The sequence below is a fragment of the Bradyrhizobium sp. 186 genome, assembly GCF_023101685.1.
Taxonomy (GTDB): Bacteria; Pseudomonadota; Alphaproteobacteria; order Rhizobiales; family Xanthobacteraceae; genus Bradyrhizobium.
Window position 1 is genome coordinate 1,327,816 of the sequence record NZ_CP082164.1, and the last position, 15,022, is coordinate 1,342,837.

Consider the following 15,022-nt stretch of genomic DNA (forward strand, 5'->3'; position numbering starts at 1 on the left):
GTCAGCGCATGGCGCTCGTCGCGAGTCTTGCTGAGAAACATTTCTCTGCAATCGAATGCCCGACAAATCGGCGGGGCTCGGTCGTGTATGGTGCGCCCGTCTCAACCGACAAGATACACTCGCCGGTTTTGGCGCACTGTAGGACCGCCGTTGGTCCGGCAGTCGTCGCTATAACTTCGTGCTCATAGGTCCAGATCAGATCGCCGCGTTCTGGCATCAGTGGGATCATGTCGTGGAGACAGCAGGCGCGGCAGCCATCGCAGGGGACGTTGCCGAGGGCGGTCACGGGGGATCCTCAGCGAGGTTTCCATACCGCATGATCCGGCCGCAGCGAGCATTCGTCAATTGTCCCGAACCGAAGGGAAAGCTACATCCGCCAACACGGCCGCAATCAGCTTCCAAGCGAGGTCCTATCAGGATTCGAATTCAGGATAACTTGCACATCCATTTTGTTCATGATATGTTCTCAAAGCGGCACGCCGTTTAAATACATCCTCCCAACTGGCCCGTCATGGCAGATCAGATCGTCATCACGGAGAAAACCAGCCAGGCCAAAGACGTCCGCGCCGCAATTGGTTCGCGCTACGGTGATGTTCTTCCAGCCGAGGGTCATTTGTTCGATCTCCTGGAACCGGAGGACGTCGTTCCAGCCTGGAAGCGATGGTCGCCGATACTTTTACGGCCTGTTGGTCTTTACGGTACACGCCCGGCAGAGGGCGGTAACAAGGCCGCTAAGCTCAAGGTCATTCGCGAGGCTTTACGCACTGCCAAGCGAGTTTGGCTTGCAACCGATTGCGACCGCGAGGGTCAGTTGATCGGTCAGGAAATTCTTGAACATTACGAGTATCGCGGTCAGGTAATGCGGGTGCTGTTCACCGCGCAGGATTCGCAGACCATCCGTGACGCATTCGGTAGGGCAAAGCCGAATGCCGAATACTCCCGCCTATACGCTGCCGCCGTTGCGCGCCGACAGGCTGATCAAATTTATAACCTGTCACTGACCCGCACTGCGACCGTCATCCTGGGACAGGGCGTGCGGAGAGTGATCGGCGTCGGCCGCGTAAAAACGCCGACGTTGGCAATTGTTTGCAAGCGCGAGTTGGAAATTCGAAACTTCGTGCCGCTTGCTTATTTTGAAATTGTCGCCACCGCGAAAGTGGCGGGCGGGCAATTCCAGATGCGGCACGCGCCGCAGGACCGAATTGCTAAGCGCGAGATCGCCCAGGACGTAGTCAAAGCGGCTGAAGGTTTCGAGGGCGCGCTCAGCGTGCGCGTCGAAGACAAGCGGCAAGCGCCACCTAAGCTGCATGATTTGCCGTCGTTGCAGAAACTCTGTGGCTCGAGCTTCGGCTGGTCAGCCAGCAAAACGCTCGAAGTGGCGCAGGAGCTGTATGACGGCCAAGGCAAGAAGATTGTCACCTATCCTCGCGCAGAGGTACGCTACCTGCCGCAGAGCTTGGTATCTGACGTGCCGCGAATCATTGCCGGACTGCGGGTGGGCCAATCGTTCAGCGCGATCCCTGTACCCGAGCCGCCGGTCATCCGCAGAGGTGCGAGCGGCACCTTTTACGACAAGGGGCTGGAGGGTGCGAGCCACCATGCCGTCATTCCCAATGTCAACGCCATCGACAAACTGCCGGAGGTCTGGCCTCGTCTGTCGTCTGACGAGAAGAAACTCTTTGACGTCATCGCGCGGGCATATATGGCCGCGCTGATGCCGGACTTCCGTTATCGGCAGACAACCGCGGCGCTCGATGTGCACGGTTTTGAATTCCGCGCAGCCGGTCGCCAACCCATCGATCTCGGCTGGCGAGCAGCATTCCCGGAGTGGCAACCCGCCGACGAAAAGGGTGATGAGGCGCAATTGCTGCCGCCGCTGCGCAACGGCGAGATCGCGCAACTGCAAGATCCAAAAATTGAAAACAAGGAGACCCGGCCGCCGTCCCGTTACAACGAAGGCACTCTGATCGAGGCTATGCAGAATGCCTGGCGTTTTGTTGATGACGAGGTTCTTCGGGATCGCTTGAAGGAAGCCAAGGGTATCGGCACGCCTGCGACCCGAGCCGAGATCATCGGCGGGCTGAAGAAGCAGGGTTTCCTGATTGCCCAGGGAAAGAATATTGTGCCGACCGAGACCGGCTTGTCGTTGTTCGGGGTTCTCAAACAAGCCGATCCGGCGCTAGTCGATCCGGGCGTGACGGCACAACTTGAATGCTTGCTCGATGATGTCGTTGTTGGCAAACAGGAGATGGTCGGCGCGATTGACGCCGTATGCGATGTCGCCGAGCGCATTATCAGCAAGCTGAAGGAGGATGGTACTGCGGCGGGACCTTCTTTGCTTGGCAGCGCAGGGGGCAATGGCACAGGAACGTATCCACCGACGCCTGCGATGAAACGCTTTGCTGACAGCCTCATCCGACAAAAAGGCATCAAACCACCGCCCGGCTATAAAACATCGATATCGATCTGTCGCAAATTCCTTAGCGAACACGCGCCTAAAAAGTTCGACGGCGAAAAGCTCGTCCCCAAGCCGGTAAGCCCAGCACAGTTGTTGTACGCCAAGAAGCTGGCGCAGCGGAAAGGTCTTGTCATTCCCGAAGATTCAACGACCAACTCGGTCGCGATGTCCGCGTGGATTGATAAGAATCGAGACAAGAAACGCCGCATTGGTAGTCGCAAAACCTCCAACAGGCCGGTAGGGTCGGCTGCACCCCAAGTTGCACCGCCGAAGATGTCCCGAAAGCGAAACGTTAACGCCGATGCCGCTTCAACCGCTCCCGTGCCAGCAAATTCAAGCAGGACGCCGCTGCGGATTCCTTATGGCAACAAGGAGGTCGCTCTGAAGCTCGGAGCCCGTTATGGCTCAGGGGGATGGTATGCCCCGCCTGGAGTTGATCTTTCTGTATTTGGCGAGCGGGGGTGGCTGCTTTAGGTGGCGGGACGAAGACTGCAGTCCGAGCATGTCCATGTGGCGGAGCTGCAACCTTGCGCGATTCAATAACAAGGCTATCTATTATTCGTTGCTCGTCATCCCACGATAAACGAACGGCGCTGGTAGCGCTGCGACCGACAAAGATTTCGGCAAGCCATCCGCCGTCAACGTGGTGGCCTGGGGAGCGTTAACGTTAGCGACACATGACAACGGGGAATATCGTGACCAAGGTTGTGCCGTCTCAGATCCTATCATTCATCGATCAATTTTACCCAACCGCAAAATCTACGCCCAATATACAGGTTTATTCCGCCGATTCCGCCGTCCTTGGCGCGATCATTGACCTTGCCGACGATCTTCCTATCGAGTTGCTGACCATCAGTGGCGATGACTATACCAGCTACGTCTTCGGTCTTGAGGCAATGCAAGCCGCCATTGATCGATGGAATCACCATGGCACGGACACCCCTCCACGAAGCCACGACGGGAAGAGCCCAATCTACCTCGTCCGAGAAGCGCTATCAAAATGCCCGGACCAGAATCCTTCGGCGCAGGCCGTTACGCTTGCGTTTATTTCAGACAGGCAGCTCGCGGACAGTATTCGTCTAGACCTAGATAGTGCGACCAATGCATTGCATCGCAATGACTTCAAGGCCGCGACGGTACTCAGCGGGGCCGCGATGGAAGCGCTACTTCTCTGGAAAATTCAAGACGTTGGCATCGCTTCGCCTATTCCAGGGATGCGGCAGAACATCAAAAAGCAGTCAACACCAGAAGACTGGTTTCTGGAGGATTACATAACAGCCGCCGAGCTTCGAGGTTTGATCAAGCCGGATACCGTCAAACAAGTACGGCTTGCACAAAACTATCGAAATCTCATCCACCCCGGTCGCGCTGTCCGCCTGACGCAAACCTGCAATCGCGGCACGGCTTTTGGAGCGCTGGCAGCGGTTCATCTAGTCGTTGCTGATTTCTGAGCGGTTTTGATGTGCAACCTCTACAGCATCACCACGAACCAAGCCGCTATCGCCGCGCTCTTCCGCGTCGTCAATCGCTACGTCGGCAATCTTGCGCCAATGCCCGGCGTGTTTCCCGACTATCCAGCGCCACTGATCCGAAACACTGAGAACGGCACCGAGCTAACCCTGATGCGATAGGGAATGCCGCCACCACCACGAACCGGCGGCCCACCTGTTACCAACATACGCAATACCTCGTCGCCACACTGGCGCGGATGGCTCAAGCCGGAGAACCGGTGCCTTGTGCCGTTCAACAGCTTTGCCGAATACGCACCCGAACCGAATCCTGATACCAAGAAGAAAGACGTGGTGTGGTTCGCGCTGAATGAGGACAGGCCGCTGACGGCATTCGCTGGCATCTGGACCGTCTACAAGGGTGATCGTGGCACCAAGTCAAAGCCGGTGCCTGGCCCGCACGATGTGTATGGATTTCTGACTACGACTCCCAATGCCGTCGTTGAACCGATACACCCTAAAGCGATGCCCGTGATCCTGATCACCGACGAAGAGCGCGACGTTTGGATGCGTGCGCCTTGGGATGAGGCTAAGGCATTGCAGCGGCCGTTGGCGGATGATGGGCTGATGATCGTGAGGCGTGGCGCCGACAAGGAGGATTTAGTGGAATAATGTTGAAAGCCGTAGAGAAAGAGCGAGAACAGCTACTCCAACACTGGCGCTCGCGCGTGTCAAAGCGCCCCGATTGGATCGCTTCTGAATGGCTGCAAGTCAGTCGAGTTTTGGCCGCTAGCAGAGGTGAAGCGGTCCCGCACAAGACGTTGGCATCATCGCTTCGTCAATTCCATGACAAGCTCGGCTTCATGGCAAAGGGCACCGTCCCAAAGGGAGGCTTGTGCGCTGGCGCACTATTTAGAACAGCGGCATTCATTGCCGTTGAAAGCAGGTGCGGCGCAAAAGGCGCTGGCAAGAACGTACATATTGAACACACGTTTCCGGTCAATCAGCTAGAACGCGCGATAACTAACCGCCGCTTAGATGGTTATGCCGGAGCGTTAGCTTGGCTGCTAAAACATTCAGTTGCAACGGCATTCTACGAAACCGAGCAGAAGCATCTGGACGGCAGAACGCAAAGCTCCGAAGCCCTTACGTCAGGCTCGACTGAATATCAGAAGCCGTTCATGCGCTACAGTATATTGCACGATGCGAAAGGCGTCGTTTGGAACGTTTTTGATCGCGAACCCGTCAGCCCTAAAACCTTCACCTTCGATGATCATCTTGATCTTGTCTGCCGCGTACTGCGGACCGTCGGCGCTTCAAGTTCAATGATCGAGAAGCTTCAAACGGCTGGGGCTTGACCATCCGAATTCAAGCAACCTTGGGTGTCTTCCTACTGTGCCTTTCGACTGCGGCAGGTGCTGGCGATATTGTTGGCCGCGCCAGCATCATCGACGGCGACACGCTCGAAATCCATGGCACCCGCATTCGGCTTTGGGGCATCGACGCCCCCGAAAGCGATCAGCTTTGCCGTGGTGACGATAGCTTACAGTATCGCTGCGGTGCAAAGGCGGCGAATGAATTGGACAAGTTCGTCGCTTCCCGTCCGGTGGCCTGTGTGCGGATCGATACCGATCGATATCGCCGCACGGTTGCCGCTTGTTCCGTCGATGGTGTTGATCTCGCGGAGTGGCTTGTGGTTCACGGCCACGCGCTTGACTGGCCTCGTTATTCGAAAGGCAAATACGCGAACGAACAACGACAAGCCGAACAGACCGAACAGGGCATATGGGCTGGTAGCTTTGCCAAGCCGTGGCAGTATCGGGCATGCGTGAAAGCGGGCGGGAGTCTTGCCAATTGTTCGGATGAGACGCTTTAGGTTCTCCGCCAGCCCTGAACTCGCTCGCGAGCGCCTGCAAAGCTGGTCTTAGCGGTATCTGCCGCGCCAGCCGTCATTCCTCTCACGGTCTCTGTGACGGCGGCCTTGGCCCGCTCCATGCGCTCGCTCCGGGCTTCGGCCGCTGCCGCACGGCGTGTAGCCGCCTCTTCCCGCAGTTTGGCGCGACGGCGCTTCGCAATCAGTTGGCGTCGGTACTGGAAGGCAAAGACCACCAGCGAAACGACAGACAATACTGCCGCCAAGGTAGCGCTTATTAACATCTTGAGATCGATCAGAACCGTCGTAGCGAATAGCAGGACAACTAAAGCACCAAGAGCAATTACGGTGCGACCGAAAACTGAAAAGGCGAAAGTCATCGCCGAACGGAATGCCAGCTGGATCATCTTACTTTCGTGCGCCCCTTGATCGTTTTAGAAATTCCTCAGGTTCAGCATCCAACACGTCCGCAAGCTTGCCGATAATCTTGATGCTAACATGAAAAGAGCCGCGTTCGAGTTGACTGAGATAACTGCGGCTGATCTCGGCATCGGCGGCGAGATCATCCTGCGACAATCCTTTTGCGCGCCGTAGGCGACGCAGATTGAGCGCAAAGATTTCCCGCAGGTCCATGGCGGAAAATCATGCAGCTTGTTCAGTATATTACACCTCGATATACTGAACAAAGCAAGGGGGCGAGACGTTATGCACCACGTTACTAAAGCTGAACTTCTGATCCAAATCGGCACGCTTCTCCTCTTGCTTGACGCGGGCGTCGGCATACTCGCCTATATGAGAGGCCGAAGTTTCGCGCGCTGGGCGATAGCATCGTTCCTGGTATCGCCATTGATCGCGATCGTCCTTTTTGTCTTACCTGATCTGCGAAGTGCAAGACGGCGAGCGGCGCAAGAGACGGCAGAGCGCCCTTCAGCGCCGTCGTTGCCGGTCCGAACGATCAAGGCCGCTGGATTCAGGATGGGGCAGACGCGCCCGATATCCACGCTATCAAACGCCAAATCTTCCGCCCGGCGCAGCCTAGAGGAGTTTTCGACGCGCGCAGAATTGGACCGGGAAATCTCGCGTACAGTTGGTGACCAATTTCATGAGCGGGGCGGCTGAAAGTGGAACGATTCGGCCCGCTTGCGCTTGAATCCGCGCGTTCGGTTACGTCGCGGCGGTATGCGTAAGAGTCCACCAATCGGCGTAAAAGCCCCTTTTCCGGGCCTCATCGAACCCGCCTTGGCCACAAAAATGGAGCGGGTGCCGCGCGGGGATAGATGGGTTCATGAAGTGAAGTGGGATGGATACCGTGTGCAGGTCCACATTGCCAACGCGGAAATCAAGGTCTTCACCCGACGCGGCCATGATTGGACACACCGCTTTCGCAAGATCGCGAGCGATGCCTTCGAAATCAAAGCAGGGTCGGCCATCATTGATGGTGAAGTCGTTGTGCCGTCTGCAAACGGTACGACTGACTTTTCCGTACTGCAAAATGAACTGAAGGGGCGATCAATGAAGATCGTGTTGGTCGCCTTCGATCTTTTTTACCTGAACGGTCGTCCTCCCGCTCTTCGATCGGAAGGCGCAATTGCGCAAGATCATCAGTGGTGCGGACATTCAGTTCAGCGAAAGCTTCGAGATCGATGACCAGGAAATGTTCAAGCACGCGTGCAAGACCGGCTTGGAAGGCGTCGTGTCCAAGGTGCGCGATGGTCGATATGTCAGCGGCCGAACTGGAAATTGGACGAAGGTCACTTGTGCGCAGCGTGAGACATTGCCCATCGCCGGATTCGCGCTAGACGGGACGAAATGGGATGGCATGTACATCGGCCGACGCAAGGGCGGTGAGTTCGTCTATGCGGGAAAGGTCGATCACGGCTTTTCGCCAGCCGATGCCAAAGAACTACAGAAGAGACTGAAGCCGCTGATCCGCAAGACACAACCTTACACAAGGCGCGTCGCGCATCGTGGGATTTGGGTTGAGCCGGAATTGCTGGCCGAAGTCGAGTACAGGGCCAAGAGCGCCGAAGGGAAATTGCGGCACCCGTTCTTTAAGGAATTGCGGGAGGATCTTTGATGGCAAGTGACGCATTCGACAAGTGGCACCAATGGCGTGAGAAGTCGCCAGATGATCGATTGTCGATCACGGCCGAACTGTATCACGCCGTAATGAGGCTTCCAGCGACCGACCAGCTTGACCGTGAGAAGGTCAACGAGGCGGCGCAAGAGGTGCCGGAGACGGTCTGGATTTACGAAGACGGTCACAAACATATCGGTGATGTCGATTGGGTGAAGGTCTTCGCGTCCGAAGACGCCGCAAACGAATGGCTTGCCGCAAATGATCCTGGAGGAGTGGCGTGGGCCTACCCGATTGAACCGGAGAGATAGCGATGACCAGCGTATGGTTATATGTCAGCGTTCCATTCGATTGTGTGAAGGTGTTCGCATCTTACGATTCTGCAATCGAGTGGCTGCGCGAAAACGATCCCGAAGGAATGGCAGTTGAGTACCCGCTTGAGGAAGAGAGTGAGCCGTCAATCGTGCCCAAGCGATCGGACATTCAGACACTCGTAAGCGCGTTCTTGGAAGCGCGTTCGATCCTGAGTGACTACCTAGTGCCGAACATGCCGCGAAGTGCCGGGATGACGGTAGACAAGTTGATGGATGCGTTGACCAACGATGATGTGTTGGCGGCGCTTAGACGGATCGAAGGGCGGCAGCGGTTCGGGTTGGTTGAGGCTGAGTACACCGGATGAACGGGAGAGACATCTAGGAACTTAGCCGGGAGCGGAATCGTTTTGTGGCAGTCAGCACGTCGGAGTCACCCATGGCGATCGATGATTTCAGAAGCACAAAGCCACTCCTTCTTCCCGAGCAGTTCTTCGTCGGACGGCTTGAGGGTTGGGCAGTCTTGGAAAATTTGGTCGGCGGACTTTTAAAGCGTGCGACAATTTCGGGCCATGGTGAATTCGACTCAGACACGGAAACGGTTCTATTCACCGAGGCTTACACCTTCGATGACGGGCATTCGGACACGCTGCATTGGACGATACGAAAGGGCGATGCAGGCAAATATACCGGATTGGAAAACCGACTTGAAGGCGAAGCGATAGGCGAGCAAGCCGGTTGCGCGTTCCACTGGAAGTACACGCGCGACACACCGCAAGCTAACGGTAAATCCTTCAAGCTGAACTTCGACGATTGGTTCTATGCAATCGATGAGCGCGCTTGCATCGTTCGCGGCAGTGCCGGTCGTGCTGGCATTCCGTTCGCAACGGCACACGTTACTTATCGGAAGCTTTAACGCTTCGGCGCTAGCTCACGCATGAACTCGCTCGCGTGCCCGATTTGGATACGCAATAATTCCGCTTGAAGCTCAATCACTTCCTGCAAATTCTTGGCGCGCGCGAGCTTGCGCGCGAATTCGAACGCGGTTGCCATGTTCCGCTGAGCGAGATCAAGCGCAAGATCGCCCGGTGGCGGAAGTGGCACCTTGGCCGCTTCAAAAAAGTACCCGAACGCTCTCTCGGTTTGGTCGATTGTTTTTTCGACCAGTTCACGAACGTCAGCCGGGACTTCCAACATCTGGTCTTTCATTTCAGCGCCAGTCTCTCGAATTGTAGTTTTGCCGCCGCTTGCTGTATTTCACGTCAAAACTCAGGGTCGCGGAGGGTTGCGAGCGCGCAGAACTGGTCAGCCTGGTAGAGCGCCCTAGAGCTTGTTGCCTGTGCGCGAACTTACCACATTCTTAATGGATTTAGCCTTCGTGCGAGTAGCTGGTGCAGGGGGCGTAGGCGTTTCCTTCTGCCGAATGCCGACCGGAACATAAGGCTTCAGCGGCCACGCGCGAACCTTCACCCCGTCTTCCGTGAAATCAATCCCGGCGGCCGTAAGCTGATCCAGCACAACCATTAAGGTGATTTCGTGTGGGACACGCCGGTTTGCTTCAAGGTCAATGATCGTGGATTTGTTCACATTGGCACCTTCAGCAAGATATCCCTGCGACCAGCCGAGGATGGCCCTAGCCGCTCGAACCTGTGCCGCCAACAGAGAGTAATCTTTCATTGGTAGTGCCCAAGCTTGAGTATTGACAAAAGTTGGAAATCCGATAAAAAGACGGAATCATCATCAATGTCAAGCTTCATGATTATTCCCGTTCCGGCGAACGACAATATCGGTCCTGACCATCTTCTGCCCCTGAAGGAAGCGTGCAAGGTAGCGTTTCCAAGGGGCGGGATGACGGTCAGCGGTTTACGGCGGGAAGCGGCGCGTGGGCACCTTGTCGTCATGCGAATAGCAAACAGGGATTTCACCACTCTCCGTAGCATCCAAGAAATGGGGAATCTATGCCGCGTCGCAGCCGAGGACCTTACCTCTATTGGCGGAGCGAACGCCGTAAAGCTGGAAAAATCATCGGCCGTGCAACATGGATCATCATCGACGGCAGCAAGCATGTTGCCACGGGATGCGTTGCTGGCGAAGATTCAAAGGCACAAGAGTGCCTAGCGCAGTATATCATCAAGAAGCATAGCCCTGTTCGTCGCGAACGGCTGATCGAGAACATCGATGTCGCGGATGTGCTGAACGTCTATTACGACGACACTCGCGTGCGCCAAGCCAACAAATCCAAGTTAGATGAGCGAATATCTCGTCTTGCGAATTGGTGGGGCGGAAAGGTACTCGCGGATGTAAATGGCGAGTCTTGTCGAGGTTACGCAACTTGGCGCGGCAGCGACGGCGGCGCGCGCCGCGATCTTGAAGACTTGAGGGCTGCGATCAATCACCATGAAAAGGAAGGTTATCATCGCGGCCGAGTTCGCGTGGTTTTGCCGGAGAAGGGACTTCGTCGCGAACGGTGGTTGACACGTTCGGAGGCGGCAGCACTGGTATGGGCGTGTTGGCGCTATCGCGAAACCCAAACCGTCCATGTTGGAAAGCTCAAGGGCACGAAGGTCGAAACCGATAAGCGACCACTGCGACACGTTGCGCGGTTCATTCTCATGGGGCTTTATACAGGCACTCGCGCGGGAGCGATCGCCAGCGCATCACCGTCCCGCGAGCCGGGAAAGTCCTTCGTTGATTTGGAATCCGGCATCTTCTACCGGCTTGCCATTGGAAAGCGCGCGACCACCAAGCGACAGACACCTGTACCTCTTCCGAAGCGTCTTCTGACTCACATGCGACGGTGGTCGCGGCTTGGAATATCGAAGCTGCATTTCGTCGAATGGAACGGGCGACCCGTCGCTTCCGTGAAAACGGGATTTGCATCCGCCGTCCGCCTTGCCAAGATTGACCTTTCGGCTGGGAACGTCACGCCGCACACGCTGCGGCACACTGCAGCGACTTGGCTGATGCAACGCGGAGTGCCCCTGTGGGAAGCCGCCGGATACCTTGGAATGAGTGAAAAGACTCTCCGGGAAGTCTATGGCCATCACCATCCCGACCATTTGCACCGGGCAGCGAACGCAATCGGTACACACGCGGCACCGAGGAAGAACGTTCCTTTGGTTATCCCATTGGTTGAGGAAAGAGCGAAGCGAGATAGAGCCGCGCAAGCCCTTGAAAATACTGGTGGGCCCGGCAGGACTCGAACCTGCAACCAGACCGTTATGAGCGGCCGGCTCTAACCATTGAGCTACGGGCCCCGCTGCTGGCGACCGCGGAACGACGCTCGGACCGGCGCGGGGGCTCGTTTACAGGGGGGCTGACATTCTGGCAATCCCATTGAAAGAGCCTCCCTCCTGTCCTCCTCCCTCCCGAGAAGTGCCGATTGAGTCATGCCTTAGCTCATTCTCGCTGAACAGAACAGGCCGACTAACCAGGTGAGCTTCTCGCGTCGGTCCAGCGGGCGCGCAGGCAGTCGCCGCCACACGATGGCAATGACGCTTACACACGAATATCAATCTATACCGACTGCACCCAGCCCGATCGCCGCGATTGCGGTGGGGCGGGGATCGACAGCGGTTGTCGCGCTGGCCGCAGTGTCAGGCGCATCGCCATCGCGTTCTCTTCAATTTAAGTAAAGGATGCCACAGCTTCAAACAGACATCTGGCTGTAGCGTATTTGTTAGCTTCGTCCTCCATTATCGCTGATCTCTACTTTGGTTGCTCTCACATTGGCCACCCGAGCTTGAGGATTGGTTGGCTTCACCGAACCCAATAGGCGACGGCTGGCCAGGTCCCCGGAGTTCGGATCGATCGCTGTGGAGTTACCCCAAACCTATACTGGCTCGCCTGCTTGAGACTGTGGGATCTCCAAATGAACGCCGCTACAACTGCGCTTCTACGGTCGGTCCTCGATGAGGTCTGCGTAAGCCTTTCCGCTACGAGACAGGCGCTCGCGTTGATGTCGCCTCGAAAATTCTGGAAGCTGCCAGCAGAGGCGAGACGAGGCCCGAGCGACTCAAAGAGATCGGTCGGCAAGCGCTTTCCAAAGCTGCGACCATCCCGCGATAGGTCCTCGGCACCACGCGGGCTTCCCAGGACGACCTACTACACGAGTGTTCCGCCGCGCGGCTGTGCCCAGTCGCGCTTAAAACATGCGTTCCGCCGTGGAAAGCCGCAGGAAGTCTGCTCTAAGGCTCGGCCGATTTTCCGGGAATAGCAGGACCGCGGCCAGGTGCCGTACCATTCCGACCTCTTATTGCTGCGCCTGTTGCATCCAGCGTCCCGCTCAAGTTTGGTCGCGCTCGCACCATTCATACTGAAGCCTCTTTCTGAGGTCCTGACGGACTGGACCGGCTATCTTCCATTGATTAAGATCAAACGGCGCAATTCGGATGCTCTATCTTCAGCGAGCTTAACGGAGGCAAGAGATCTCATGCGCTACCTTCTCCTTACCGGAGTGTTAGCACCCATCCTCGTCGGCTTTGGATCGCGCTCGACCGCTGCTTCGCCGGTTCATTCGTACACCCCATCGGTTCGCCAAGACGTTTATTGCCTGCAGGGACGTAGTTGGGGATATCCGGGCAATTGCCAGTTCTCAACCTATAGCCAGTGCATGGCTACCGCATCCGGTACCTACACCTATTGCGGTATCAATCCGATCTACGCTTTTGAGAGACAAGGAAGACAACAGCGCTGATGTGAATCAGAATTGCTAGATGAGCCAAGCGGCGGCTTCGGACTCAAGATCTGCCCTTCGAGGCTCTTGTTGCCCTCGTCCGACCTCACCTGGTTCTGCGCTGAATTCCGCTTTTCTGGAGGGAGGCTGGGTCCCGCGGCGTATCCCAAAGCCCTGCGCTTATCCTCCCACAAACAACTGAGGACCACGAGATCTGTTCGAACAGTGGTGGCTGAACGGAGATTCATCAAGACAGCCCCCAAGACGCCGGAAAATATCAGGCGATTCGGCTTAACATCGGTGGGCCGGCTGTGGCTGTCGATTTGGGCCGGCGGCTGCAAGCAGACTGGCAAGGCGCCGTCCTGTGTGATGCTGAGGCAGGGCGGCCCCACTGCTTTGATTGCCTACCAGAGTGTGGGTGCACTCGGCCGTTAGGCGCCAGTTCTGAGCAGATATGCGGCGCCTGAGCGCCCGCAATGGCCGCTAATCGTTGTGGTTGTGATGCTGCATCGCCCCATATTTCTGTGGGAGGTCAGCCATTGGTTAGATCACCTATTTCGTCATCGCCGCGATGCTCTTTTGGGGCGCTCTCAGTGCATTCTCTACTCTCTTTGGAAGTTGCCGTTCTAGTGATCGCGCTGGCCGGTCTCAGACTATCGGGATGCTGATTGGCATGATCTTTCGAAAAGTTTGGTCCTCTTGCGACTTCCCGGGACCCGGCTGGCAAGTGCTTCATCCCGAGGATTGTGCGGAGGTGATGGGGCAGGGGCTTTTTCAGTCTTGCGTCGGCCCGAAGTCGCTCGCCAAGAACTGATCTTGTGTCCACTGCCTCAGCGCATCATCGTTGAGCGCCGAGTTGACTAGGGCATTCCAGTTCTTACCTGCCTCTTTCCATTTCGTTTTCCGGTCCGGAAGGTTCCGCAGCAACTGGAATGCGCTCGTTGCAATCTTGCTTGCCTCTTTACCTTCAGCAGCCTCGCGGATCAGGTCTTTGAACATTTGCTCCGGAAAAATCCACCCGGCGCCCGTGAAGCGGCCGGCAAATATGTATTCGAATGAGGCGCGAAACATGACGGCAGCTAAGGCATCCTCATGTTCCGTCCCTGCACTGCGCACGTCAAACCATTGCAGCAGTCTTCGAACAGCGGCAGCAGGGGCAAACTGGCGATCACCGAGGGTCAGAGATACGAACATGTATGCGATGTCCGATTGAAGTTCGTCGTCCAGGGACACGTACCAATCTTTGATCGCTTGAATAGGTGTCATGAAAAAATCTCAAGAAAAACGTAGTGAGATAGGGGATGCGCGATCTAGCACGCTTGTTCACGTACTGCCACGGCTCTCAATGCAGCCTGATTGTCTGCAGAGACCGGCGGGTTACGAATCGCTGCGTCTCTGCTGTGCGGCATCGACGATGGTGCTCGCAGCAGCTCGATCGCACCTCGCTGTCGCTGCAAAACGAAAGGCTCCGAACAGAAAAGGATATGAAGCAACGGCGAACAGGTGGTAAGTCCTGTCAATGAAACATTTCGGCCGGTTGTCCTCACATTCGAGGGCGAGATCATTCTGACGATCAATCTAATCTGCGCCGTCGAGGACGACGCCAAGGCACGTGGTGAGAAGCTGCTCGAGGATGACGTTTTTAGAACTCTGAGATGGACCATTAGCCAAATGCTGCAGAGCCACTGCTTCTCATCGTCCCACGGAAAAAGATGCGGAAACCGATCGGCCGAGCGCGCAAACTCGACGACGGCCTGCCGCTCGAGCTGTTCCACGAGATGCGAAAGTAGATCCAAGTCGCGATCTCAGGATTTGGCTTCGGCTTGTTGTGATCGCCGGAGCGACGTAGGTTGTTCATTCTGAATTATTAACACGCTAATCTTCCCGCGCTTGCTGCTCTCTTGGGGATGGTTCCTGCGTCTTTAATGCGGCGTGCAGGCGAGCTTTTTCCAGCCGATGCCTGACTCCGCTAAGGCAGCTAGCCAATTTGGCGAATTCCTTAATACCAAGATAATCAAGACAAAGTGTTCGAGTTCTTCCTGCTGTGCCGCGATGCTCGCAAGACGTTTGCGAGCGTTATCTGTTAGCGACAGGTGTACAACTCGGGCATCCCTTCGTGCAGGGCTTGCGGCGCACAAACCGTTTTTCCTCAAGCCGCTTCGAGTGTATCGTGATAAAGG

14 protein-coding genes, 1 tRNA gene and 4 pseudogenes are annotated in these 15,022 nt (G+C 56.4%); 13 read left to right on the top strand and 6 right to left on the bottom strand.

The features are described from left to right. Nucleotides 1-511: 511 nt before the first annotated feature. From IVB18_RS06095 to IVB18_RS06115, 5 genes and pseudogenes are all read left to right on the top strand, one after another. Complete coding sequence (locus tag IVB18_RS06095; RefSeq protein ID WP_247988325.1) at nt 512-2,932, top strand: DNA topoisomerase; 2,421 nt, start codon at nt 512-514, stop codon at nt 2,930-2,932. Nucleotides 2,933-3,153: 221 nt separating this feature from the next. Beyond that, a complete protein-coding gene (locus IVB18_RS06100; protein WP_247988326.1) occupies nt 3,154-3,909 on the top strand; it encodes a hypothetical protein in 756 nt (251 codons plus the stop codon). Between the two features lie 9 nt (nt 3,910-3,918). Continuing rightward, nucleotides 3,919-4,578 (top strand): annotated as a pseudogene (locus IVB18_RS06105) (SOS response-associated peptidase family protein). After that, nucleotides 4,578-5,264, top strand: a complete 687-nt coding sequence (locus tag IVB18_RS06110; RefSeq protein WP_247988327.1) for a hypothetical protein — start codon at nt 4,578-4,580, stop codon at nt 5,262-5,264. The pseudogene IVB18_RS06105 and the gene IVB18_RS06110 overlap by 1 nt, the downstream one beginning before the upstream one ends. Next, a complete protein-coding gene (locus tag IVB18_RS06115; protein ID WP_346732612.1) occupies nt 5,261-5,782 on the top strand; it encodes a thermonuclease family protein in 522 nt (173 codons plus the stop codon). The genes IVB18_RS06110 and IVB18_RS06115 overlap by 4 nt, the downstream gene beginning before the upstream one ends. Here IVB18_RS06115 and IVB18_RS06120 read toward each other — a convergent pair. Both IVB18_RS06120 and IVB18_RS06125 read right to left on the bottom strand, forming a co-directional pair. Then, on the bottom strand, nt 5,779-6,186 hold the full coding sequence (locus IVB18_RS06120; protein WP_247988328.1) for a hypothetical protein: 408 nt from the start codon (nt 6,184-6,186) through the stop codon (nt 5,779-5,781). The two genes, IVB18_RS06115 and IVB18_RS06120, sit on opposite strands and share 4 nt — an antisense overlap. Nucleotide 6,187: 1 nt before the next feature. Next, the gene (locus IVB18_RS06125) at nt 6,188-6,412 is read right to left on the bottom strand and encodes a helix-turn-helix transcriptional regulator (RefSeq protein ID WP_247988329.1); all 225 of its coding nucleotides are present in this window, start codon (nt 6,410-6,412) and stop codon (nt 6,188-6,190) included. 546 nt (nt 6,413-6,958) lie between these two features. On the opposite strand from IVB18_RS06125, the pseudogene ligD reads away from it, so the two are divergent. The 4 genes and pseudogenes from ligD to IVB18_RS06145 all read left to right on the top strand — a co-directional run bounded on the left by ligD (nt 6,959) and on the right by IVB18_RS06145 (nt 9,083). Further along, nucleotides 6,959-7,856, top strand: a pseudogene (ligD, locus tag IVB18_RS06130) (non-homologous end-joining DNA ligase). Continuing rightward, nucleotides 7,856-8,167 (top strand): hypothetical protein, encoded by a 312-nt coding sequence (locus tag IVB18_RS06135; RefSeq protein WP_247988330.1) that lies wholly within the window; start codon nt 7,856-7,858, stop codon nt 8,165-8,167. Before ligD ends, IVB18_RS06135 begins: the two are co-directional and overlap by 1 nt. A 2-nt stretch (nt 8,168-8,169) precedes the next feature. After that, complete coding sequence (locus IVB18_RS06140; protein ID WP_247988331.1) at nt 8,170-8,535, top strand: hypothetical protein; 366 nt, start codon at nt 8,170-8,172, stop codon at nt 8,533-8,535. Nucleotides 8,536-8,606: 71 nt separating this feature from the next. Further along, nucleotides 8,607-9,083 (top strand): DUF3833 family protein, encoded by a 477-nt coding sequence (locus tag IVB18_RS06145; protein WP_247988332.1) that lies wholly within the window; start codon nt 8,607-8,609, stop codon nt 9,081-9,083. Here IVB18_RS06145 and IVB18_RS06150 read toward each other — a convergent pair. Both IVB18_RS06150 and IVB18_RS06155 read right to left on the bottom strand, forming a co-directional pair. Next, the gene (locus IVB18_RS06150) at nt 9,080-9,376 is read right to left on the bottom strand and encodes a phasin family protein (protein WP_247988333.1); all 297 of its coding nucleotides are present in this window, start codon (nt 9,374-9,376) and stop codon (nt 9,080-9,082) included. The two genes, IVB18_RS06145 and IVB18_RS06150, sit on opposite strands and share 4 nt — an antisense overlap. Before the next feature lie 114 nt (nt 9,377-9,490). Continuing rightward, the gene (locus IVB18_RS06155; protein WP_247988334.1) at nt 9,491-9,844 is read right to left on the bottom strand and encodes a helix-turn-helix domain-containing protein; all 354 of its coding nucleotides are present in this window, start codon (nt 9,842-9,844) and stop codon (nt 9,491-9,493) included. 15 nt (nt 9,845-9,859) lie between these two features. On the opposite strand from IVB18_RS06155, the gene IVB18_RS06160 reads away from it, so the two are divergent. Then, entirely contained in the window at nt 9,860-10,285 is a 426-nt protein-coding gene (locus tag IVB18_RS06160) for an excisionase (RefSeq protein ID WP_247988335.1), read from the top strand. Nucleotides 10,286-10,779: 494 nt separating this feature from the next. Continuing rightward, a pseudogene (locus IVB18_RS06165) lies at nt 10,780-11,205 on the top strand (tyrosine-type recombinase/integrase); the annotation flags it as partial. Between the two features lie 143 nt (nt 11,206-11,348). On the opposite strand, the gene IVB18_RS06170 reads toward IVB18_RS06165, so the two are convergent. After that, a tRNA-Ile gene (locus tag IVB18_RS06170) sits at nt 11,349-11,424 on the bottom strand. A gap of 614 nt (nt 11,425-12,038) precedes the next feature. Here IVB18_RS06170 and IVB18_RS06175 point away from each other — a divergent pair. After that, nucleotides 12,039-12,235 (top strand): annotated as a pseudogene (locus tag IVB18_RS06175) (hypothetical protein). Nucleotides 12,236-12,599: 364 nt separating this feature from the next. Beyond that, nucleotides 12,600-12,863, top strand: a complete 264-nt coding sequence (locus IVB18_RS06180; protein WP_247991569.1) for a DUF3551 domain-containing protein — start codon at nt 12,600-12,602, stop codon at nt 12,861-12,863. Between the two features lie 753 nt (nt 12,864-13,616). On the opposite strand, the gene IVB18_RS06185 is transcribed toward IVB18_RS06180, so the two are convergent. Continuing rightward, a complete protein-coding gene (locus IVB18_RS06185; RefSeq protein WP_247988336.1) occupies nt 13,617-14,108 on the bottom strand; it encodes a hypothetical protein in 492 nt (163 codons plus the stop codon). Nucleotides 14,109-15,022 lie beyond the last annotated feature (914 nt).